This is a genomic window from Oscillospiraceae bacterium CM (genome assembly GCA_022870705.1).
Lineage (GTDB): Bacteria > Bacillota > Clostridia > Oscillospirales > Oscillospiraceae > Sporobacter.
The window spans coordinates 984,744-1,006,586 of the sequence record CP072107.1 but is presented as its reverse complement, the minus strand read 5'-3'; the positions used below and the strand labels follow the sequence as shown (position 1 = coordinate 1,006,586).

The following is a 21,843-nucleotide window of genomic DNA, read 5'->3' as shown; positions in this document are numbered from 1 at the left end:
ATGGATATCAACGACCTCCGAACAGAGATTGACCGTGTCGACGAGGACATCATCCGGGCATTTACGCGCCGGATGGAAATTTCAGCAGCGCTTGCAGCCTACAAGAAAGAAAACAGCCTGCCGATCTTTGACCCGGCGCGCGAACGGCTGAAGCTCAATGCCATCGTCGAAAAAACGCCGGAAGAACTGCGCACATACACGGCGTCTCTTTACACACTCCTGTTTGACCTCAGCCGGTCGTATCAGGAGAAATACTATCACCCCGTTTCGCCGCTTGTCGGAGACATCACGACCGCCGTTGAGGAGACAGCCAAACTCTTCCCGCGGGACGCCGTCGTCGCCTGTCAGGGCATCGAGGGCGCTTACTCGCAGCTGGCTTGCGAAAAGCTTTTCGCTCTGCCGAACATCCTTTACTGCTCAACGTTTGACAGCGTTTTCGCTGCCATTGACGCGGGCCTTTGCAAATATGGTGTTTTGCCGCTGGAAAACAGCACGGCGGGGTCTATCAATAAAATCTACGACCTCATGATGAACTATCACTTTTACATTGTGCGCAGCGTGCGGCTGAAAATCGACCACAACCTGCTTGCCAAAAAAGGCACCGCACTCAAGGACATCAAGGAAATCTACTCCCACGAGCAGGCGATCAACCAGTGTGCGGCTTTTATAAAAACACTGACCGGCGTCACCATTACCGCGTGTGAAAACACGGCCGTTGCCGCCCAGCTGGTCGCAGACTCGAGCCGGAAGGACGTTGCGGCGCTTTCCTCCCGCAATTGCGCCGACCTGTACGGGCTCTTAAGCCTTGCCGATTCCGTTCAGGACAAGGGCAACAACTATACGCGCTTTATCTGCATTTCGAAAGCGCTTGAAATCTACCCTGGGGCTGACAAAACGAGCATCATGCTGGCGCTGCCGCACAAGCCGGGCTCTCTGTACAGAATCCTCGCCCGCTTTTACGCGCTTGGCATCAACCTCATCAAGCTGGAAAGCCGCCCCCTCCCCGACCGCGACTTTGAGTTTATGTTCTACTTCGACCTTGATACGCCCGTCTACTCCCCGCAGTTTACCGAGCTCATCGGCGAGCTTGACGCCATCTGCGACGAGTTCCGGTATCTCGGCAGCTATTCGGAAATCGTATGAAACAGTATGGTCTGCTCGGGGAAAAGCTCACGCACAGCTTTTCCCCGCTTATCCACGCAAGCCTTGGCGATTATGCGTACAAGCTCTATGAAGTCGCGCCGGAGAATGTCGCCGCCTTTTTGAACCAAGGGGATTTTGACGGGCTAAACGTGACGATTCCCTATAAAAAAACGGTCATCCCGTTTTTGTCCGGCTTGACCGACAAGGCCAAAGCCATCGGCAGCGTCAACACGATCACGCGGCGGCCGGACGGGGCGCTTGTCGGTGACAATACCGACTACGACGGGTTTTTGTACCTGCTCAAAAAGGTCGTCAAAACCGCTGCGGGCAAAAAGACGCTCGTTCTTGGCAGCGGGGGCTCTTCCCTCGCCGTTCGGGCCGTCCTGACAGACGATAAGGCCGCCGCCGTCGTTACCGTTTCGCGCGGCGGCGCGGACAATTATGACAATCTGTCAGGCCATGCGGATGCCGCCCTCCTCGTCAACACAACACCCGTCGGTATGTACCCCTATAACGGCGCGTCACCCGTTGACCTCGGCCTGCTTCCGAATCTTGAGGCCGTCATCGACATTATTTATAATCCGGCGAAGACATCATTGATGCTTGACGCCGCGGCGCGCGGTATGCCCTGTATCGGCGGGCTTCCCATGCTCGTTGCGCAGGCCAAGCGCGCCGCCGAGCTCTTCACCGGCAGGCCGATCGACGACGGCGTTATTGACGAGATCACCGAAAACATCGCCGGGACGACACGCAATATCGTCCTCATCGGCATGCCGGGCAGCGGCAAATCAACGACGGGCAAAGCGCTTGCACGCGCGATAAACCGCCCGTTTGTCGACACCGACGAGCTCATTGCCACGCGGGCCGGGAAAAGTATCCCCGCCATATTCAGCCAACTGGGAGAGTCGTCGTTCCGTCGGCTGGAGACGGATATTTTGCGTGACGTTTCCAAGGAGAGCGGCACGGTGATTGCAACGGGCGGCGGCATCGTCAAATCGCCCGAAAATCTGCAGCTCATCCAGCAAAACAGCGTCTGTGTCTTTCTCGACCGCGCGCTGACTGATCTCCCCGTTTCCGGGCGGCCGCTGTCGCAGCAGCTGGGTGTCTCGGCGCTTGCCGAAGAGCGTTTGCCGCTTTACAGCAGCTGGTGCGACCATCGCATCACCGTCACGAGCGTTGATGAGACCGTCGCGTCCATCCGGGCGGCAACGGGCATTTAACGGGTATCCCGCTGTCTGATTCTGAACAAAAGAAGGGCTAAACGATGAAATTTCTTGTGATTAACGGGCCGAACCTCAACCTATTGGGTCTACGCGAGCCGGGCATCTATGGCAGCCAAAGCTACAGCGACCTGCTCGATTTCATTGGCGGCGCGGCCAACAACGCCGGTGTCGCAGTCGAGCTGTTTCAGTCAAATCATGAAGGTGCAATCGTCGACGCCATTCAAAACGCGTACGGAACGGCCGACGGCATTGTCATAAACCCCGCCGCTTATACGCATACGAGCATTGCCATTTTGGACGCGCTCAAAGCGGTGGCGCTGCCTGCCGTCGAGGTGCATATCTCCGACATCACAAGCCGGGAAGCTTACAGGCAGCGCTCCTACACGTCGGAAGCGTGCCTGAAAACGATTGCGGGCAAGGGCTTTGAGGGGTATCGGGAAGCGATTCTATTCTTAAAAGAGCATATCGCAAAGGCCGCCGACTAACGGCGGCCTTTATCATAAGAAAAGAGCCTGCAAAGCAGGCTCTTTTGTTTTAAGCGTTATTCGGCAAAATCGGAGTCAATCAGCTGGCAAAGCGTGTCGACGGCCTCGACCTCGTCCGGCCCGTCGCCGACGATGCTGATGACCGCGCCCTTGGCAACGCCGAGTGATAACACACCAAGAAGGCTTTTCGCATTGACCTTGCGCTCGTCTTTTTCAATCCAGAGGCCGCTTTTAAATTCGTTTGCTTTCTGTATTAAGAAGATGGCCGGTCTTGCATGGAGCCCAACCTGATTCCTGATCGTCGCGTTTTTAATATACATGAGCGTTTCCTCCTAATGAATACGGCAGGTTCTGATAATTCACGCTTCAAGTCGTTGTTCTAACTCATACTTTACCAAACAGGTGCGGCATCGTCAAGTCGATAATACGAATTTCAGTACAAATGACAATGCGTTTATTATCCCTTGAGTTCGACAATGGTGACACCCATCTCCCCTTCGCCGTAGCGGCCAAGACGAAATGATTTGACGTTGCTGTCTCGCCGGAGGCTCTGATGCACGGCTTGGCGCAAAGCGCCGGTGCCCTTGCCGTGAATAACCGTGACTGTCTGGAGGCGGGCAAGCCGTGCGTTGTCCAGATAACGTTCCAAAATGGGAATCGCCTCATCCGTCATCATGCCGCGCAGGTCGATTTCCGAACTCGCGCCGACCGTATGGAGCTTCGCCGATGATTGGATAACTGCCTTTTGGCGCTGTGCCTTCGGCGTTTCAACAAGACGTACCTCTTCCGGCCGGGCTGTAATTTTCATGGCACCCGCCTGAAGGGACAGCGTCCCGTCGGGTGAAATGTCGGCGACCGTCGCCGTTGTGCCGAGCCCGACGAGCATCACCGTGTCCCCCGGTGCGACGGGGCGCTGCGGCGTCTCGGCTACGGTCTCCCACGTACTGTTGCGCCGGGCGCTTTCCGCCTCGTTAAGACGGCGGTAAACGTCTGATTTCATGGCGTTCGCCTTTTGCCAGCCGTCGGCCTTGGACGATGCACGGCGGACTTCTTTAAGTTCCTCCATCACGTCGTCGGCCGTTTGGCGCGCCGATTTTAAAATGCGATCCGCCTCGCGCTGGGCAATAGCCGCCGCCTTTTCCCGCTCACGCGCCGTCGCGGCTAAATTTTCCTCGGCTTTTTGAGCCTTTTCAGCGGCTTCCCGCAAGAGACAGCGCGTTGTTTCGCGCTCAACTTCCACGTCGCGCCGCAGCTGCTCTAAGTTCCCAAGGACCTCTTCAAAGGTCGCGCTGCCGGTGTCAACGCGCCGGGCGGCGTCACGGATGATCTCTTGCGGCAAGCCGAGTCGGGCGGAAATGGCGAAGGCGTTTGATTTGCCGGGCACGCCGATTAAAAGCTTATAAGTGGGGCGGAGCGTCTCCACATCAAACTCGCAAGCGGCGTTTAAAACGCCCTTTGTCGTCATAGCGTACAGCTTAAGCTCCGGATAGTGCGTCGTCGCGGCGGTCACGGCACCCTTTTGGCGCGCGTTGTCAATGATCGCGGCAGCCAGCGCCGCGCCTTCAACGGGGTCTGTGCCCGCGCCGAGCTCATCGAACAGAAGAAGCGATCCGTCTGTACAGTGTTCAAGGATGGCGACAATATTCGTCATGTGCGCAGAGAACGTTGACAAAGACTGCTCGATGGACTGCTCATCACCGATATCGGCGAGAATGTTTTTGAAAACCGGCACGCTGCTGCCGTCCTCCGCCGGCAGGTGGAGGCCGCACGCGGCCATTGCCGACAAAAGGCCAAGTGTTTTCAATGCGACGGTTTTGCCGCCCGTGTTTGGGCCTGTAATCACGAGCGTGTCCGTCTCCCCGCCGAGGCGCACGTCGATGGGAACGGCGGTTTTGGGGTCTAACAGCGGGTGGCGGGCGCGGCGGAAATGAAGCCGCCCGTCCTCGGAAATGGCGGGCTCGCAAGCGTTTTGCCGGTATGACAGCTTTGCTTTGGCAAAGATGAGGTCGAGGGCGGACAGCGTTGTCACATTGCCAATGATCGCTTCCCCGAACGTTGCCGTTTCGGCTGAAAGCTCCGCCAAAATACGGTCAATCTCCTGTTTTTCCGCGGCGAGCAGTTCACGGATTTCATTATTGAGCTGCACAACGGCCATCGGCTCGACAAATAACGTTGCGCCGGAGGCGGAGACGTCATGGACGAGGCCCGGGACGGCCGATTTCTGCTCGGCCTTCACCGGGACAACATACCGGTCGTTTCTCAGCGTGATGATGGGGTCCTGTAAGGCTTTTGCATACGTTGGCGACGCGATGATTTTCTGAAGCGTCTGACGGACCCTGTCACCGGCAAGGCGCATTTTCCGGCGTATGTCCGACAGCGCGGCGCTCGCTGAATCGGCAATTTCGTCAACGGCGACGATGCTTGTCGAGATTTTCCCCTCGAGATATTTATTGGGCACGAGCGCGTTAAACAGATCATCAATCGGTGTTTTTTCCGCTCTGTCGCCGGCGGCATAGGCAACAGCGTCGGCGGCGGCACGCAAGACAGCCGCGACGTCGAGAAGTTCGCCGGTCGATAATACGCCGCCCCTGTCCGCCCGGCGCACGGCGCTGCGCACGTCGCGCACGCCGGAAAAGGACGGGCTGCCGCGCAGGACCATCATCGTCTTCGCGGCCGTCGTTTCCGCCAGAAGCGCACGCACAACCCAAGGATCGTCCGACGGGGTCAGCGCGAGCGCTGCCTCCTTGGCCCCGGGGGTGTACGCCTCGGCAGCCAGAAGCTGCAAAACAGCCGGGAGTTCAATTGTTTTCAGTGACTTTTCAAACAGCGTCATGTGTGATACCTTCAAGGCCTATAGTATGTATCCTCCGCCCATTTTGCCGGATTGTCATCGATATACTTCCAGACATCGCTGTAATCCCGCTCATTTCGGATGATATGCTCGTAGAAATTTCTCTGCCAGAGGATTTTATTTTTTGCGCCGCTCATCTCGTTGTACCGTCGCGTTGTAAATGATTTGAGCTGACCGACAAGATTCGGTAGGGGCGGGTTTCCATGCCCGCCCTGGCGCAATTGCTTACAGCAACCCCTTGTAATAGTCCAGCGTTTTGAAGCCGCGGCCAAGCTGGGCGAGCGCGTAGGACTCCGCGGCGCGGGACAATCGCAGGAGCGCCTCAGGCTCAAGCTTGAATGAGAAGACTTTTTTCGCGTCGGCTGAGACGATATAGCGCAGCGCTTCAAGCGACGCATTGCAGAGCGGTAACGCCTCCCCGCCACCGCACACGCGGCAGCGAACGCCCCCGCCGACGGGGTCAAGAACAGGCGACTGAACATCCGCCCGCGAGCAGACATGGCAGGAGAAGACAGCCGGTTCAAAACCGGCCAGGCACAAAAGGCGTGTTTCAAAAGCGGCCTTAACGCGCTTTTCGTTATTCTCCCCCGTGCTTAAAAGATACAGGGCGTTGAGCCCGAGCGACAAGATATCCGGATTCGGGCTGTCCTCATCGGATACGGCTTCCAGGAGCTCGGCAAAATACGCGCCGAGCGATAAAAGCGTCACATCGCGTGACAAGCCGGAAAAGAGCTCAATCGTCCGCGCTTCCGTCAGCGTCCAGCGGTCACGGCTTTGAAAGAGCGTCATTTCGGAATACGCCAGCGGCTGCGCGGCGGCGGCAAGCGCACTGCTCCGGCGCATGACGCCGCGAGCCGACACCGTGAGCTTTCCCTCTGTCGACGTCAGAACCGTTAATATTTTGCTTGAATCCTTATACGCCGTCTCGCGCAGAACAAGCCCCGTCGTGTTTATGTACATCGGTTTTTATTCCTTTGACAGCGAGGCCTGCCTGTTATTGCGGCAGGCCTCTTTATGTTGCACGTTGATTTTACGACGCCGCCGGGCGGTCTGTCATGTCGCTTTCCATAACAGGCGCTCTGTCCCGGTTTGCTGCGGCATACAAAAGGTAATAAGAAACGTCGCCGGTCTCGGCGAAGAGATCCCAAAGATTTTCCGAAGTCACCGCCGGTCACCTCCGATAAGTTTATTGTTATCGGGCAACTTGCGAATATCAGCGGTAATTTTTTCAGCATGTCGAAATGTGTTGTTTCGACGACACACCTTAAAACTCAGCTATCCGTATAACCGAAATTGCGGAGCAGCGTCTGGCTGTCGCGCCAATTTTCCTTCACCTTAACCCAAGTCTGCAAAAAGACTTTTGTACCCATGAATTTTTCGATGTCGATACGCGCGAGCTGGCCGATTTTTTTGAGCATCTCGCCGTTTTTGCCGATGATGATGCCTTTGTGGCTCTGCTTTTCGCAGTAGATTGTGACGTCAAGGTCGATGATGCCGTCGTCCCGTTCTGAAAACTTCGTCACCTCGACGGCCGTCCCGTGCGGCACCTCGCGGTCAAGGCAGACGAGAAGCTTTTCGCGCACGAGCTCAGCGACAATCTGTTTTTCCGGCTGATCGGTCACCATGCCCTCCGGAAAGAGCGCCGGGCCGGGCTCGGCAAATTTCTCCAGCTCATCAAGAAGATCTGTCAGGCCGTCGCCCTGCTTTGCCGAAATGGGAACGACTGCGCCAAACGCATACGCTTCGGTATAGCGCGCAATGACCTGCAGCAAGGCCTCTTTTTTAATCGTATCGATTTTATTGATGACGAGGATGGCTGGAACACCGTTTTGTTTCAGCTGTTCCAGGAGGAGCTGCTCCTGCGTGCCGACCGTTTCAACCGGCTCGACGACGAGGGCGACGGCGTCAACCTCGGCAACGCTTTCCTTGACAATACCGACCATAAAATCGCCGAGGCGTGTTTTCGCCTTATGAAAACCGGGCGTGTCTAGAAAGATAAACTGTGTGTCCCCCCGCGTGACGACGGCTGTGATTCTGTTGCGCGTCGTCTGCGGTTTATTTGAAACGATGGCGATCTTTTCTCCGGCAAGGGCGTTTAAAAGCGTCGATTTACCGACGTTCGGTCTCCCCGCGATGGTGATCATGGCTGTTTTTGCTGTCATTATCATATCTCCTGATTACAAGTGCGGCCGCAGCCGGTAGCGAGGCAAGCATGAATGCCGTTACGGCGATGTGCGAGGCTGTAAACGCAAAAAACCGCGTCAATTTTTCACCGTTGAAAAAAATGATCCCACCGACGGCGGCGCTTAAAAGAGCGGCCATCAAAACGGCGCCTGCCGCCATATCTTTGACGCGTCCGATGGCGGCGCTGTATTCGGGATTGAGCGCGTCACAGAGTTTTTCAACTGCCGTGTTTAGAAGCTCCGCGCCGGTCACAAGGCCGATACAGAGCAAAACGAGTGCCCACTCACCGGCCGACAGGCGGCAGATGGCCGACGACAGCAACACATAGATCGCCGCGGCCAGATGAACGCGGCAGTTGCGCTCGGACTTCAGGCAGAAAATAACTCCAGAAAACGCGCAGCGAAAACTCTTTTTCATCCGCTTATCCAAACCTTTTCCAAAATGGCCTCTTCGCGGGCACGCATACGCCGCTTCTCTTCCCCTTCGTCGAGGTGGTCATAGCCCAATAGGTGCAAAACAGAATGGATCGTGAGATACGCCATCTCTCTGTCGAGCGGCTGGCCGAATGCTCTAGCCTGGCTTTTGAGCCTGTCCAGCGACAGGACAATATCACCCAGCGGCAGAAGGCCCGTATCCCTGTCGATTTCCGACAAGACGGGGTCAAAAAAGCCCGGCGTCAGCACCTGCTGCGGGAAGGACAAAACATCCGTCGCGCTGTCCTTGCCACGATACGCGCTGTTGAGCGCTCGGATACCCGCATCGTCGGTAATAAGGACGCTGACAAAACATGGCCTGTCCACATCTTCCATAGAAAGCGCCGTCACGATACTGCGGCGCAGGAGGGCGATATCAAGTTCCAACCCGGCGGTGAGGACGCGGCTTTTCACGTCAATGCGGTGCTTTTTCACTTTTTCTTCTCCTGCCCGGCGCCTGCTTGCCGGTTTCCGGCTTCACTTTCTCATAGCGGTCATATGCGTCAATAATCCGCTGGACAAGGACATGGCGGACAACGTCGGCCCCTGTCAGGCGGCAGATGGCCACATCGTCGACACCCTCCAGCACACGCATGGCCTCTTTGAGGCCGCTCGTCTTATCGCTTGGCAGGTCGATTTGCGTGATATCGCCCGTGATGACGATTTTTGACCCGAAGCCGAGGCGCGTTAAAAACATTTTCATCTGCTCGCGGGAGGTGTTCTGCGCCTCGTCTAAAATGATAAACGCATCGTCCAGCGTCCGTCCGCGCATATAAGCCAAGGGGGCAACCTCAATGTTGCCGCGCTCGAGGTATTTCGTGTACGTCTCAGCGCCGAGCATTTCAAACAGCGCGTCATACAAGGGGCGCAGGTACGGATCAACCTTGCTTTGCAGGTCGCCGGGCAAAAAGCCGAGGCGCTCGCCCGCCTCGACGGCCGGGCGCGTTAGAATAATCCTGTTGACAGACTTGTCCCGAAACGCGGCGACAGCGGCGGCCACAGCGAGATACGTTTTGCCGGTACCGGCCGGGCCTATGCCGAGCGTCACGGTCTTTTTTCCGATTGCCTCGACATATGTCTTCTGCCCCAGCGTTTTGGCCTTGACGGGCTTGCCTTTGGCGGTGATGCAGATCACGTCGCGCGCCAGCTGGCCGATTTTGTCGTCCTGCCCCTCTCGGACAAGCCCAATGATATACCGGACGCTGCGCGCGTCAATATTTTCACCTTTCGCCGCTAGGGACAAAAGGCCCGATATGGCCCGTTCGGCATAGGCGACGTTTTCATCATCGCCGGAAAGGCCGAGCTCGGAATTTCTGTCGGTAATTTTAACGCTCAGTTCCTCTTCAATCAGGCGCAGATTTTCGTCGAAGGAGCCGAACACGCTGATGATATGCTCCAGCCTGTCGACACTCATCGTCTTTTCCGCCATGGTCAGTTCTCCGTTTCATTTGTTTTTGGTGGCTGCTCTTTTGCCTGCTGCTGCTCTTCGGCCGTGAAGGGGCGCAGAGCGGCAATCTGCTCGGTGCATTCGGCCTTCAGCGTGACGACAACGATGTCCCCGTTAACGGCCGTGTCAAACGTTGTTGTGATGACCTGCCCGTCGTCACCGATTGTTTTATTCAGCCGGTCGAGCAGGCGCTTTTCCAAAAGCTCCGTCGCTGTTAAAAGGGACATCTGCGTACCGGACGGCTTGTAGTCTGTATACGTCTCTTTAACAAACGCGATCGGCAGGATATTTCCCGTCGGCAGCCGCAAAACTGTTGTTTTTGTTATTTTATCATAATCATCAAACACAATTCCACCGTTTAAATATAAATTTATCCTTTTTCCGGCAATGATAACCGCTGTTTTTGTCTGTGTTTTACCCGTATAAGCTTTTTCCGATGCGGGCAGGACGATCTGGGCGGAGAACGCATACCATGTCCGCGCGGTGACTTCCCCCATCGCGTGGACGGTTCGCCGCCCGGATGATATTGAATCCATAATGCCGCTCACGAGGACGTCGCCCGCCTCTACCGTCGCGCCTTCCTGGACGGCGCGCGCGCCTTCCAGAACGCTCATTTTCGTGATGACGCCGGATTTTGTGGCGTAGACCATGGACGGGGTATTTTCATCGACGATTTCCGGCTTTGGAATGCGCTCGCGCACCAAAACGTCTGCCCGGCTCCCGCTGACGTTGATGGCAATCCAGGATAGACGCGGGAGCTTCATCAGCAAGTCGTTTGATATGGCCTCCGACGAGATAGACGGGCCGAAGGTGCCGATGCCGATACCATGCGCTTTCAGTTCAGACAAAATTTCCGGCGTCGTCACCTTATCGTTGCCTTCAACGTGAATTTCCCAGATGAAAAGAGACGAGCTCCAGACGGCGGCAAACATCAAAACCATCCCGGCGAGCAGGACATAGCGTTTGCGGATTTTCCACAAAAAAAATGGGACGCCCGTCTTTTTGACCGGTCTTGCATCAAAACCGGCCTTTTCGGCGAGCGCCCGCAACTTACTGTAGCCTTTTATGGGCAGCGTCAGACGGACGTCCGTCTTTGAAATGCAGTGTAAATCCCAGAATTCAATACCTTCTTGCGCGCAAAGGTTAATAAACCGCTCCGGGTACGGGCACGCCACCTCGGCCCGGATGCTGCCGCGGACGAAATTGATGGCTTTTTTCATGATATCCCTCTATTCAAAGTCGATGGCGGCGATGAGCCCTTTAACGAGCAGCTCCTCGGCGGTCATTGAAACGAGCTCCAGCCGCTCGCCGGTGATTTTGACGACGACGGCCCCGCCGTTTACAGCAATCAAACTGCCGTCATATTCAATGAGGCCTTTATGGCACTCGATATGCACTTGCCGGTTCCCCGTGACCGTCAGCTTCGGCTGCCCCGCGAGTACTTCACCCGGAAGGTCGAACATTTCGACGGCGCGGTCTATGAGCCTGTTTCTCACTTTGTCTGACTTCACCGATTGCTACCTCCCCGCGCGTCTGTACGGCGCTATTAATGTTTATGCGCCGGACGGAAAAAATACGCCCTCCGGCGCATATGCTTTTCCGGAAGGTGTTGACATCATGATGCGTATCATGTTTCATAAAAAAGTTTTTGACGCGCTCATATGCCTGGCGCTGTTGACGGCTGTCGCGGCACTTGTCGTCTATCCGGCCGCGTCTATCAAGGCCGCCAGCGATGGGCTGTCGCTATGCCTCAACGTCATCATTCCGTCGCTTTTCCCGTTTTTCGTCTTGTCGACGCTTATCGTTGAGCTTGGTATCGCGCGTTATTTCGGACGCTTTCTGGAGCCTGTCATGCGCCCTTTATTCAACGTCGGCGGGACGTGCGCCACGGCATTTGTTCTGGGCTTTGTCGGCGGCTATCCCGTCGGTGCCAAGACGGTCATCGCGCTGTATCAAAACGGCAGCTGCAGCAAAAACGAGGCTGAGCGCCTCTTGTCCTTCTGCAACAACTCTGGGCCGGCGTTTATCCTCGGCGTCGTCGGGGCGGGCATTTTTTCGAGCAGCGCCGTTGGCCTCGTTCTCTATCTGGCGCACGCCGCTGCGTCCGTTGCCGTCGGGGTGATCTTCCGCTCCTGGGGGGCCGCTGCCGACCGCGGCAGCGACGCCCGGCTGCCGGAAATCGCCGCCAAGCGTTTTACCGCCGCGTTTACCGACTCTGTCGTTTCAGCCTTTCAGACGACACTGAACATCTGCGGGTTCGTCATCTTTTTTACCGTATTCATCCGGCTGCTGTTTTTTGCCGGTGTGATCCCGTTTTTCGCCGGTCTGATCGGCGCTGTTTTCGCGCCGCTCGGTTTTGACGCCGCGTGGGCCGAGCGCCTTTTGACCGGCTTTATTGAGCTGACGAGCGGCGTTTGGAGCCTTCAGGGGGCGTCTGGGACGCTGTCGGGCTCGATGGCGATGGCGGCATTCATGCTCGGCTGGGCGGGTCTGTCCGTCCATTGTCAGGTTCTCTCGTTTATCGGGGACAGCGGTTTGTCCGTCCGAACCTATATTTACGGTAAAATCATTCAGGGCGGCTTGTCAGCCGTCCTTGCCTATTTTCTGGCAAGGCTGTTTGTTTTTAAGCTCCCGGCGGCCGTTTATCTCGCGCAGCAGGTCAAAGGCATCGCGTCGCTTAATTTTACCGCCGCGGCCCAGGTCTCGTGTCTGAGCGCTCTGGCGGTGCTTATCTTATTTATTTTGGCGGCGCGTCTGGCAGAAAAAAAGCGCCGCGGTCGTCTCCGGCCATGGCGATAATCAGGTCATCTGTTGCGGCAAGTGGGAATTGGTGTTAAAAATATATTTCTATGTGCGAAGAATCGAGCCGTTTTTATTGAAAGTGCCTGTCCGGCGCGGTATAATGTGACGAGATGGCGTTATCCTGCGGGAGGTTTTTGTCATGCTGTTCAATCGTCATATCGCCCCGTCGTGTTCCCATTGCCGCTATGGAACCATCATCAGTGACGGCGAGGTCGCCTGCGTCAAACGCGGGATTACGCCGGCGCACGGCGCGTGCCGCCGATATATTTACGATCCTTTAAAGCGTGAACCGGAGCGGCCGCAGTTTCTTCACAAAAAGAAGCCGGGCGAGACGCCCGGTGAGGACGCGTTTGAAATTTAGCCAAAATTTTATTCCATCACAAGTCAATCGCCCGGCAGCTGACGGCACCGTGTTCGATCTCGAGCACGGCGCCTGTTTTTTTGCCCATGCCGGCGCTGCCGGGGTTTATGACAAGTACGTCCTGCACCGTTGTCGCAAGCGGCCTGTGCGTATGCCCGAACAGAACAACATCGGCCCCACGGCAAAGAGCTGTATTCACAAGCGAATCGAGCGACATTTTGACGCCGTATAAATGACCATGCGTCATAAAAATCCGTTTGTTGTCGATGACAAATTCATCGATGTCCGGCTCATGGCCGTGATAGTCGCCGTTGCCGCGGACGGCGCGGCAATATACATCGGGATACGCCCGGCGCAAACCGGCGGCGTCGCGCTCATAATCCCCGAGATGAAGGATAAGATCGGGCTTTTCATCAAAAACGGCGTTGAGCATGGGCTGCAACTGGCCGTGGGAATCTGACAGCACGAGGATTTTCATAAACATCTCCACCAACGCGGGCTATAGAGTCACCACATTGTTTTTCCGGAATATACTGATTTAGAACGGTCTGGGCTGGTCTGCTTTAAAATCACGCTTTAAGCACACCGTCATGAAAGGATGAACTTTAATGGGATTTGACTATGGGAAAGCGACGAACGACTTTTTAAACACCGCAGCCGGCGCGCGGTTTTCCGGCAAGAAGGAAGAATTGGAAAAGCTGATCGACTCACCGGAGGGCAAAAGCGTCCAGAACCTGCTCAGCGGCAGCGAAGGTGACCTCATGAACGCGCTGAATAACGGTGACACCGCGACCTTGAAAAACGCGTTATCCACTATTTTAAAAACAGAGGAGGGCGTACACCTCGCAGAGCAAATTCTTAAAATGATGAAGTGACGACATAATATATCGCGGAATGGAGGTGCAGTATGAGCGAGCTTGAAGATAAAATCAATAAAATCCTGACATCTCCTGAGGATATGGAAAAAATTATGGGCATTGCCCGCTCCCTCTCCGGTTCGATTGGTTCCGGCTCATCGCCCAGCGGAACGGGCGGCGATGTGGCGAGTATGCCCGACCTGACAAAAATCGCCTCAACGCTCGGCGGCCTCGATCCGAAAATGACGCGGCTGATGACACGGCTGATCGGCGAGTACTCAACAGGCAGTAATGACAAGTCCGTGCTGTTAAACGCCATTAAACCTTATCTGAAGGAAGAGCGCCACGCCAAAATCGACAAAGCGGCGGAGATCGCAAAACTTGCAAAGCTGGCGAAAATCGCGCTGGCCGAATTTTCCGGAGGTGGCGGTGGTGTATAACAGGTACATCGGGAACACTGGCAAATACGTTCGCGTTCAGGACGCGCCAACCATACAAAGCGCGCGGCGCGGCGCACCGGGCGCCGGTGCCGCGCGGCCAACACCCCCATCACCTGCCCACGGCGATGCCGGTATCAAAAGCAAGCCCATCAACGCGGGTGCTGCCGGTAACGGGCTGGGCAGCCTTTTCGGCGGTATCAGCAGCGGTCTTGGGAGCCTTCTCGGTGGGCACGGCGGGCTAAACAACCTCTTTGGCGGGTTCGGCAATGGTCTCAAGGGGGCTTTTGACAATCTGCCCTTCGGGCTCGATATTGGCGACCTGCTTTTGTTCCTTCTGCTTTTGTTTTTCTTTATAGAAAGCGGTGATGAGGAGTTTCTCATCATTCTGGCCTTTTTGGCGTTCAGTATTATTAATGAGCACTGACGGGATTTGTACCATCCGGCAGGGTAAACGCCGCCTTGTCCGCCGAGGCAGTGTAATCCATAGCCGTTTGGCGGTAGACGAGCTTTTGCCCGTCATACTGCTCGGCCCCAATGAGCAGGCCGCTGGCAACGGCGATATGACAGATGGTCTTATACCCCAGCAAGGGCGATTTAAAAGTGACGGAAATGCAGCCTTCACCGGCATATGTATCATAAACGGCATCTGTAATGCTGCTTTTGTCGAGCGATAAAACATCTTCATATGTCAGCAGCATTTGATAGCTGTCCAATACAGTCCTGTCATCCCCCGATGCCTCAAACGGCATTTCGCGGGGGTTTTTTTCGCCGTTATACCAGATATAAACCGTCCCACCGGTGATGACAATATGCTTTTTCGAGCCTGCCATCTCGACGATGAGTGCCTGTAAATCGTCTAAGACGACGGTGCTGATGCGGCTCGTCGCGCTGCCGCCGGAATAGGCGCTTTCCACAACGACGGTTCTCGAATATTCAGCCGGTCGCACAAGCGTTGCAATCACGTTTTGAACATTATCCGGCGTTACCGCAACGCGGTCCGATCCAAAAAGGCCGCCGTCGGCAGATAAAACGCCCGTCGTGCCGGGCAGGTCACCCGTCGATGACGGCAGCGATAAAACGCGCGCGTCACGCGCGGCATATGTCAAAATAAACCCGACGGCGACGACGAGAACGATCAGCACGACGCCGAGCAGGCTGATAAAACGAACACGTTTAGCGCTCATCGTTCTCCTCCGGCTTTTTTGCCGCGGTCTCCTTTGGCGTGTCTTCCTTACCGTCGCATTGTGACGGCTCGGTGGGCGTCTCATCCGGCGCCGTTGGCTTTTGCTCCAAATCTTCCGGGCTGTCGGCCGGGACGTCTTTTCCAACACTTTTGAGGACGATGAGGCCGATGACGGCGGCGACGACGAGGGAAGCCAGCATGATGATCGCCCGGATTTCTCCCTTCGTCGTGATGACGACAGCCGACAAGCCTAGGATGCCACTGATGGCGTAAGCGATAGCGACAGCCTGCTTCTGGCTGAAGCCGATATCAATGAGGCGGTGGTGGAAATGGCCCCTGTCCGGGGACATTGGGTTTCTGCCGCTGAAAAGACGGCGCATGAAGGCAAACGTGGTGTCAAACAGCGGCAGGCCGACGACGAGAAACGGCACGGCAAACGAAATGATCGCGTAAAACTTGAACAGGCCGATAATCGACACAGTCGCCAGCACATAGCCGAGCAGGAGCGCGCCGGTGTCGCCCATGAAAATCTTGGCGGGGTTTTTATTATACGGCAGAAAGCCGACGCAGGAACCGAACAGCGCCGCCATCATCAGTGCGACATTGACGTCCGCAACGAGGACGGCAATAATGAGCATTGTGAGTGAGGAAATGGCCGAGACACCGGCGGCAAGGCCGTCCAGCCCGTCTATGAGATTGACGGAATTGGTGATGGCGACAATCCACAAAACCGTGACCGGGATGGCCATGAAGCCGAAATTAAAATATTCCGAGGCACTCCAAATATTCGGATTCGTGACAATGTTGATGATGATGCCGTGATAGACGGCGATGAGCGCCGCGAAAATCTGAACAACGAATTTAACAAGCGCGGGCAATGGCATAATATCATCAATCACGCCGACAATGACGATGACGACAGAACCTAATAGGATGCCCTGCACGTACCGGTCGATATCGGCAAACAGGACTACGCTGAGTAAAAAACCGAGAAAGATGGCAAGCCCCCCAAGGCGCGGGATGGGCACCGAGTGCATCCGGCGGCCGTCTTTCGGCACGTCGAGCGCCCCGACACGCTGCGCAAACGACTTGACGATCGGTGTGGCGGCAAAAGTGATGATGAAGGACGCCGCAATGGCAAGGCCCGCCTGCAGAAAAAGTTCCGTTGACATAGACGCTCCAGTTGCGTATCATGCGTTGGCGTTTCTTACGCCGTTTTGTGATACGAACGCCGCTGTTACGGCACGCGGCCCGCCAATTCTCGTCAGCCCTTTTGGATAAAGCCGACCTTTTTATAAACCTTCCGCAGCGTTCTGTTCGCCGCCGCGGCCGCTTTTTGAGCCCCTTCCGTATAAACGCTTTCGAGATAGGCTTTGTCGGACAAGAGCCGCGCGGCCTCCTCGCGAATTGGGCGCAGCAGCTCGACGACGGCCTCGCCCACGGCCGTTTTAAACGCACCGTAACCCTGCCCGTCAAACGTGCGGGCGACATCATCAAGCGTTGTGCCGGTGGCGACGGCATAAATCTGCATCAGATTTGATACGCCCGGTTTTTTCTTGACGTCATAGCGGATTGCCGTTTCGCTGTCCGTCACGGCGCGCTTAAAAGCGCGCATAATGTCCTCCGGCTTGTCCATCAGGCAGATGCAGCCGCCTGCGTCCTGCTCGGACTTTGACATTTTGTTCGTCGGCTCCTGCAGGCTCATCACCCGCGCGCCGACCTCCGGGATGAACGGCTCCGGCAGCTTAAAAACGTCGCCGTATATGGCGTTGAAGCGCCCGGCAATGTCCCGCGTGAGCTCGACGTGCTGCTTCTGATCCTCGCCGACGGGGACAAGGTCGGCCTGATAGATGAGAATATCCGACGCCATCAAAACGGGATAGGTAAAAAGCCCCGCGTTGATATTTTCCGTGTTTTTCGCCGATTTGTCCTTAAACTGCGTCATGCGGGACAGCTCGCCGTACATCGTAAAACAGCTGAGCACCCAGGTGAGCTCGGCGTGTGCCGGGACATGGCTTTGGATGAAGATGGTATTCTTTTGAGGGTCAAGCCCGCAGGCGATGTACTGCGCGATCTGCTCCAGCGTCGTTTTGCGCAGTACGGCGGGGTCCTGCCGGACGGTAATGGCGTGCAGGTCTGCCATCATGTAATAGCAGTTGTAGGCCTCCGACAGGGCAACCCAGTTTTTAATCGCGCCGACGTAGGAGCCGAGCGTTAATGCGCCGCTTGGTTTAATGCCGGAGAGAATAATTTTTTTGTCTTCCATAAGCTATTCCTTTTGACGGGGGCGGCAAGCCGCCCCCCCTGTTTTTTCATCATACAGCGGCTTTTACCGGCGCACCCGGTCTATTGGCCGCTGTTTTTCTTTTTTACATCGTCAAGCGCCCGCTTCATGGCCTTCTTGCCGCCGAACATGTTTTTGATTTTTTCCTCTTCAATCCGGCGCGCGTCAAGCCCGGAATAAATAAGCTCTTTTTGGAGCTTAATATAGCTCTCATAGCGGCCGTTGGCAAGTTTGCCCGTTTCGAGCGCGCGGCACACCGCACAGCCGGGTTCGACCGTATGCGTGCAGTCAGCAAATCGGCAGGATAACGCAAGCGCTTGGAAATCTTCAAACGTTTTGGAGAGGTCTGCCGAGAAAAGCTGCAATTCGCGCATACCCGGTGTGTCGATAACGATGCCGCCGCCCGGCAGCAGCATCAGCTGTCGGTGCGTCGTCGTGTGGCGGCCGCGCCCATCTTGCCGGACAGCGCGTGTTTCAAGCACATCACGGCCCAAAAGGCCGTTAATAAGCGTTGATTTGCCGACGCCGGAGGAGCCGACAAACGCGACGGTTTTCCCTTTTAGAAGGTAGCGCTTAAGCGCCGTATATCCCGTGCCGTCTGCTGCCGACGTTGCGACGATATCCGCGCCGGAGCTGGCGGCGGAAACCGCCGCTATGCGCGCCGGGGCATCTGGGCAGGTATCGGCTTTCGTCAGGACGACAACGGGTGTCGCCCCGCTATCCCACGCGACGGAGAGATAGCGCTCTAAACGCCGCAGGTTATAATCGCCGTCCATCGCCATGCAGAGAAAAACAGTATCGATATTCGACGCGACGACCTGCAACGCGCCGGATGTCCCGGCGGCGCGCCGCTGGAAAACACTTTTTCGCGGCAGTATACTGCGGATGACCGCCTCACCGGCTGATGTATTGCCCCTGTCGATCATGACCCAGTCACCGACAGCGGGGTAATCGCCGCTCCCGACCGCCCTGTGGGACAAGCCGCCCGACACGCGGGCCATCGTTTCACCGTATTGGCTGATAGCCCCGTATATGTCGTGGTGCTGCGTTGTGATGCGGGCAATATTCAAGCCGTCATACAGGGCCGCTTCACGGCTTATACAATCATCCAGCCCGTAGTCTTTCAGGTTAATTTCCATTTCTGTATCCTCCAAATTTCATACGGTTTTTGGCGTTCTTGGAGGGCACATACTTTTGTTTATGCCCTCCCGGGGAGGACACACTCCGACAATATCATATTAAAGAACAAAAATTAGTCTCCTTTCATCGGCGCGCCGGTGGCGCGTGGTACTCGGCGCGGTTCAGCCAAGGCCGAACGACGCGGCAAGCTTTTTAAAGGCGGGCAGGGACCGCTCAATCGCCTCTTTTGCCACGCAATAGGCGATTCGGATGTAACCGGTGCAGCCAAAAGACGTACCCGGTACGACGAGGATATTAAACTTTTTCGCTGCCTCGCAAAACACCTTATCGTCGACAGGTGTTTTAACCCACATGTAAAACGCGCCCTGCGGATAGACACAGTCAAAACCACAGGCGACAAGGCCGTTGTACAAAAGCTTTCTGTTTTGGTCATACGCGCCGATATCCGTCTTCTCATTCAGGCAGCGGGCCACGGCCAGCTGCTGGAGAGACGGCGCGTTGACAAAGCCGGAAACGCGCGTTGCGATACTGGCGGCGTCGTAGACAAGCTGAAAATCATCAATTTCCGAGGGAATGACGATATAGCCGATGCGCTCGCCGGGGAGCGAAAGCGACTTCGACCACGAATAACACACGAGCGTGTTTTTATAGAGCCTTGTGAGATATGGCACATCGACCCCGTCATAGCAGAGCTCGCGGTACGGCTCATCGGAGATGATATAAATCGGCGCGCCGAATTCCTTTTCCTTAGCCGATAGCACCGCGGCAATTTTTTCGAGCGTTGCTTTGGTATAGAGAACACCCGTCGGGTTGTTCGGGGAATTGATGATGACGGCCTTTGTTCTGCTTGTTACGGCGGCGGCCAGCGCCTCGGCTTCAGGCTGGAAGTCCGTCGTGTTGGGCGGAACGACGACGAGCGCGCCGTCATAATTGGCAACATAATTGCCGTATTCGACGAAATACGGGGCAAAGACAACGACTTCGTCACCGGGGTTTAAGAGCGTTTTGAGGACGACGTTCAGGCCGCCGGCCGCGCCGACGGACATGATGATATTACCGTCACCAAACGATGTGCCGAAGCGGCTGTTGAGATGCGCGGCAATCGCCGCGCGGACTGGGGCGTAACCGGTATTTGACATGTAGCCGTGGACGAAAATGGCGTCCTCTTCGTTTAAAATATCAATCATAGCCTTTTTAACGGCGTCGGGCGCCGGAAAGTTTGGGTTGCCGAGGCTGAAATCAAAAACGTTTTCACGCCCGTATAAGGCTGCCAGCCTGTTGCCCTCTTCGAACATGGCGCGGATGGCCGAGTTGTTTTGGGCCAGCTTTTTCATTTTTTCAGAGATCATGGCTCTCTCTCCATTCTATGGATGCACTTTTTTACAATGAAATATTTTAGCATATCGTTAGCGGATTCACAATGTCAAAATCGGCGGGAATGCGCTGGGCGATTGATAATAGCCCCTACGGGACGGCGGCGGGATTGGGGCGGGGCGATGTGGGCATAGCCCCCTACTCTCGTGCCCGGGATAAGGGCAGACACAAGGTCTGCCCCTACGCATGATGTTAGACAGACGAGCGAAAATATTTCACCCCCATGAAGATAATTGGGGGTCATAGGGGGCGCAGCCCCCTATACATCTATTGGGTGGGCGGGTGGGTTATTTTTGATATTCAAACTCGAGATTATAGATGCTGACCGTATCGCCCTCATGAATCCCCAACTGCTCCAGTCGGTCATAAACACCGGCCACGCGCAGAGACCTGTCAAAAAACATCATGGACTCATTGTCGGAGAAGTTGACGTTGCGGACAAGGCGCTCCATCCACGGGCCCTCGACGACCCACACGTCGTCATACGTTTCAATTTTTATATCGTCAGGCGTGACGGAGACGGGTTGCTCCACGTATTCCGGCTCATAGACATAGACAGGCGGCAAGTGCGCGAGCTTCGCCGCTGCGGCCTTCATGAGTTCTTTCACCCCGCTGTTAGTCGCGGCTGAAATTTCATATAGTGGGAGCCCCTGCTCTTTAATATAAGCACGGAAATTTTCAACAAGTTCCGTGTTTTCCGCGATATCGGTCTTATTGGCCGCAACGAGCTGTGGGCGCTCGGCAAGCGCTGGGCTATATTGCTTCAGTTCCTCGTTAATCGTTTTGAAATCCTCGACGGGGTCACGGCCTTCGCTGCCGGAAACGTCCACCACGTGGATGAGCAGTCGGCAGCGGTCGACATGGCGGAGAAAAGCGTGGCCGAGACCGGCTCCTGTGTGCGCCCCCTCGATGATGCCGGGGATGTCCGCCAGGACGAAGGAAACGCCTTCGTCAATGTAAACGACACCGAGATTCGGAAATAGCGTTGTGAAGTGATAGTCGGCAATTTTGGGGTGCGCTTTGGAGACGACGGACAACAGCGTCGACTTGCCGACGTTGGGAAAGCCTATGAGACCGACGTCGGCCAATAGCTTGAGCTCCAGGACGACCTCTTTGTCCTCACCGGGCAAGCCGCTTTTGGCAAAGCGCGGGGCTTGGCGCGTCGGCGTCGCGAAATGACGGTTGCCCCAGCCGCCGCTGCCGCCACGGGCTAAAACATACGACGCCTCTCCCGTCATATCCTTGATAATAGCGTTTGTCTCTTTATCCCGAATGAGCGTGCCGTCCGGCACCTTGATTATGAGATGCTGGCCATCCTTGCCGGTGCAGACTTTGCTGCCGCCGTCGGCACCGTTTGGCGCAGTGTACTTGCGCTTATAGCGAAAGTCCATCAGGGTAGACATGTTCTTGTCCGTTTGAATGACGATGTCCCCGCCGCGGCCGCCGTCCCCCCCGTCGGGCCCGCCGGCGGGAACGTATTTTTCGCGGTGGAAGGAGACGGCACCGTTGCCGCCGGCACCGGCTCTGACGCGGATGGTCGCTTTATCTACAAACATATAAATTTTCCTTTTCCATATTTTCCTTAATTCAGTCTGC

24 protein-coding genes are annotated in these 21,843 nt (G+C 56.0%); 8 read left to right on the top strand and 16 right to left on the bottom strand.

Translation table 11 applies throughout. The features are described 5' to 3' along the window. The first annotated feature begins 6 nt into the window (after positions 1-6). From IZU99_05045 to aroQ, 3 genes are read left to right on the top strand one after another with little or no spacing between them, the layout of a single operon-like run. Positions 7-1,143 (top strand): chorismate mutase, encoded by a 1,137-nt coding sequence (locus IZU99_05045; GenBank protein ID UOO38753.1) that lies wholly within the window; start codon positions 7-9, stop codon positions 1,141-1,143. Further along, positions 1,140-2,363, top strand: a complete 1,224-nt coding sequence (locus IZU99_05040) for a shikimate kinase (protein ID UOO38613.1) — start codon at positions 1,140-1,142, stop codon at positions 2,361-2,363. Before IZU99_05045 ends, IZU99_05040 begins: the two co-directional genes overlap by 4 nt. Positions 2,364-2,407: 44 nt before the next feature. Next, positions 2,408-2,851, top strand: coding sequence for a type II 3-dehydroquinate dehydratase (gene aroQ, locus IZU99_05035; GenBank protein ID UOO38612.1), 444 nt, complete (start codon positions 2,408-2,410; stop codon positions 2,849-2,851). A 56-nt stretch (positions 2,852-2,907) separates the two neighbouring features. Here the strand turns inward: aroQ and IZU99_05030 are convergent, their stop codons facing one another. From IZU99_05030 to IZU99_04990, 9 genes are all read right to left on the bottom strand, one after another. Next, a complete protein-coding gene (locus tag IZU99_05030; GenBank protein UOO38611.1) occupies positions 2,908-3,171 on the bottom strand; it encodes an HPr family phosphocarrier protein in 264 nt (87 codons plus the stop codon). A 137-nt stretch (positions 3,172-3,308) separates the two neighbouring features. Next, positions 3,309-5,684, bottom strand: coding sequence for an endonuclease MutS2 (locus IZU99_05025; GenBank protein UOO38610.1), 2,376 nt, complete (start codon positions 5,682-5,684; stop codon positions 3,309-3,311). A 243-nt stretch (positions 5,685-5,927) separates the two neighbouring features. Further along, positions 5,928-6,662, bottom strand: coding sequence for a DNA repair protein RecO (gene recO, locus IZU99_05020; protein ID UOO38609.1), 735 nt, complete (start codon positions 6,660-6,662; stop codon positions 5,928-5,930). Positions 6,663-6,973: 311 nt separating this feature from the next. Beyond that, positions 6,974-7,846, bottom strand: a complete 873-nt coding sequence (gene era, locus IZU99_05015; protein ID UOO38752.1) for a GTPase Era — start codon at positions 7,844-7,846, stop codon at positions 6,974-6,976. Further along, on the bottom strand, positions 7,812-8,303 hold the full coding sequence (locus IZU99_05010; protein UOO38608.1) for a diacylglycerol kinase family protein: 492 nt from the start codon (positions 8,301-8,303) through the stop codon (positions 7,812-7,814). The genes era and IZU99_05010 overlap by 35 nt, the downstream gene beginning before the upstream one ends. Next, positions 8,300-8,695: an rRNA maturation RNase YbeY gene (ybeY, locus tag IZU99_05005; GenBank protein UOO38751.1), complete on the bottom strand. Its 396-nt coding sequence runs from the start codon at positions 8,693-8,695 to the stop codon at positions 8,300-8,302. Before ybeY ends, IZU99_05010 begins: the two co-directional genes overlap by 4 nt. Positions 8,696-8,774: 79 nt before the next feature. Then, positions 8,775-9,788: a PhoH family protein gene (locus IZU99_05000; protein ID UOO38607.1), complete on the bottom strand. Its 1,014-nt coding sequence runs from the start codon at positions 9,786-9,788 to the stop codon at positions 8,775-8,777. A gap of 2 nt (positions 9,789-9,790) precedes the next feature. Further along, a complete protein-coding gene (gene yqfD / locus IZU99_04995; GenBank protein UOO38606.1) occupies positions 9,791-11,026 on the bottom strand; it encodes a sporulation protein YqfD in 1,236 nt (411 codons plus the stop codon). A gap of 9 nt (positions 11,027-11,035) precedes the next feature. Further along, positions 11,036-11,317, bottom strand: a complete 282-nt coding sequence (locus IZU99_04990) for a YabP/YqfC family sporulation protein (protein UOO38605.1) — start codon at positions 11,315-11,317, stop codon at positions 11,036-11,038. Positions 11,318-11,423: 106 nt separating this feature from the next. Between IZU99_04990 and IZU99_04985 the strand changes: the two genes are divergently transcribed. Further along, positions 11,424-12,605 (top strand): sporulation protein, encoded by a 1,182-nt coding sequence (locus tag IZU99_04985; protein ID UOO38750.1) that lies wholly within the window; start codon positions 11,424-11,426, stop codon positions 12,603-12,605. 142 nt (positions 12,606-12,747) lie between these two features. Continuing rightward, positions 12,748-12,969 carry a hypothetical protein gene (locus tag IZU99_04980; GenBank protein UOO38604.1) on the top strand — a complete coding sequence of 74 codons (222 nt, stop codon included), beginning with the start codon at positions 12,748-12,750 and terminating at the stop codon, positions 12,967-12,969. Positions 12,970-12,985: 16 nt separating this feature from the next. Here IZU99_04980 and IZU99_04975 read toward each other — a convergent pair whose 3' ends face one another. Beyond that, the gene (locus IZU99_04975) at positions 12,986-13,447 is read right to left on the bottom strand and encodes a metallophosphoesterase (GenBank protein ID UOO38603.1); all 462 of its coding nucleotides are present in this window, start codon (positions 13,445-13,447) and stop codon (positions 12,986-12,988) included. A gap of 130 nt (positions 13,448-13,577) precedes the next feature. Here IZU99_04975 and IZU99_04970 point away from each other — a divergent pair, with 130 nt between their 5' ends. From IZU99_04970 to IZU99_04960, 3 genes are read left to right on the top strand one after another with little or no spacing between them, the layout of a single operon-like run. Then, positions 13,578-13,844 (top strand): hypothetical protein, encoded by a 267-nt coding sequence (locus IZU99_04970; protein ID UOO38602.1) that lies wholly within the window; start codon positions 13,578-13,580, stop codon positions 13,842-13,844. 32 nt (positions 13,845-13,876) lie between these two features. Continuing rightward, positions 13,877-14,266, top strand: a complete 390-nt coding sequence (locus tag IZU99_04965) for a hypothetical protein (protein UOO38601.1) — start codon at positions 13,877-13,879, stop codon at positions 14,264-14,266. Continuing rightward, positions 14,259-14,690 carry a hypothetical protein gene (locus IZU99_04960; GenBank protein ID UOO38600.1) on the top strand — a complete coding sequence of 144 codons (432 nt, stop codon included), beginning with the start codon at positions 14,259-14,261 and terminating at the stop codon, positions 14,688-14,690. The genes IZU99_04965 and IZU99_04960 overlap by 8 nt, the downstream gene beginning before the upstream one ends. Here the strand turns inward: IZU99_04960 and IZU99_04955 are convergent. From IZU99_04955 to obgE, 6 genes are all read right to left on the bottom strand, one after another. Continuing rightward, positions 14,677-15,450, bottom strand: coding sequence for a hypothetical protein (locus tag IZU99_04955; GenBank protein UOO38599.1), 774 nt, complete (start codon positions 15,448-15,450; stop codon positions 14,677-14,679). The genes IZU99_04960 and IZU99_04955 overlap by 14 nt on opposite strands. After that, complete coding sequence (locus tag IZU99_04950; protein ID UOO38598.1) at positions 15,440-16,621, bottom strand: undecaprenyl/decaprenyl-phosphate alpha-N-acetylglucosaminyl 1-phosphate transferase; 1,182 nt, start codon at positions 16,619-16,621, stop codon at positions 15,440-15,442. Before IZU99_04950 ends, IZU99_04955 begins: the two co-directional genes overlap by 11 nt. Before the next feature lie 92 nt (positions 16,622-16,713). Beyond that, on the bottom strand, positions 16,714-17,715 hold the full coding sequence (gene trpS / locus IZU99_04945) for a tryptophan--tRNA ligase (GenBank protein UOO38597.1): 1,002 nt from the start codon (positions 17,713-17,715) through the stop codon (positions 16,714-16,716). An 80-nt stretch (positions 17,716-17,795) separates the two neighbouring features. Beyond that, entirely contained in the window at positions 17,796-18,872 is a 1,077-nt protein-coding gene (rsgA, locus tag IZU99_04940) for a ribosome small subunit-dependent GTPase A (protein UOO38596.1), read from the bottom strand. Positions 18,873-19,034: 162 nt separating this feature from the next. Beyond that, a complete protein-coding gene (locus IZU99_04935) occupies positions 19,035-20,222 on the bottom strand; it encodes a pyridoxal phosphate-dependent aminotransferase (GenBank protein UOO38595.1) in 1,188 nt (395 codons plus the stop codon). 312 nt (positions 20,223-20,534) lie between these two features. Continuing rightward, positions 20,535-21,803, bottom strand: a complete 1,269-nt coding sequence (obgE, locus tag IZU99_04930) for a GTPase ObgE (GenBank protein ID UOO38594.1) — start codon at positions 21,801-21,803, stop codon at positions 20,535-20,537. Positions 21,804-21,843 lie beyond the last annotated feature (40 nt).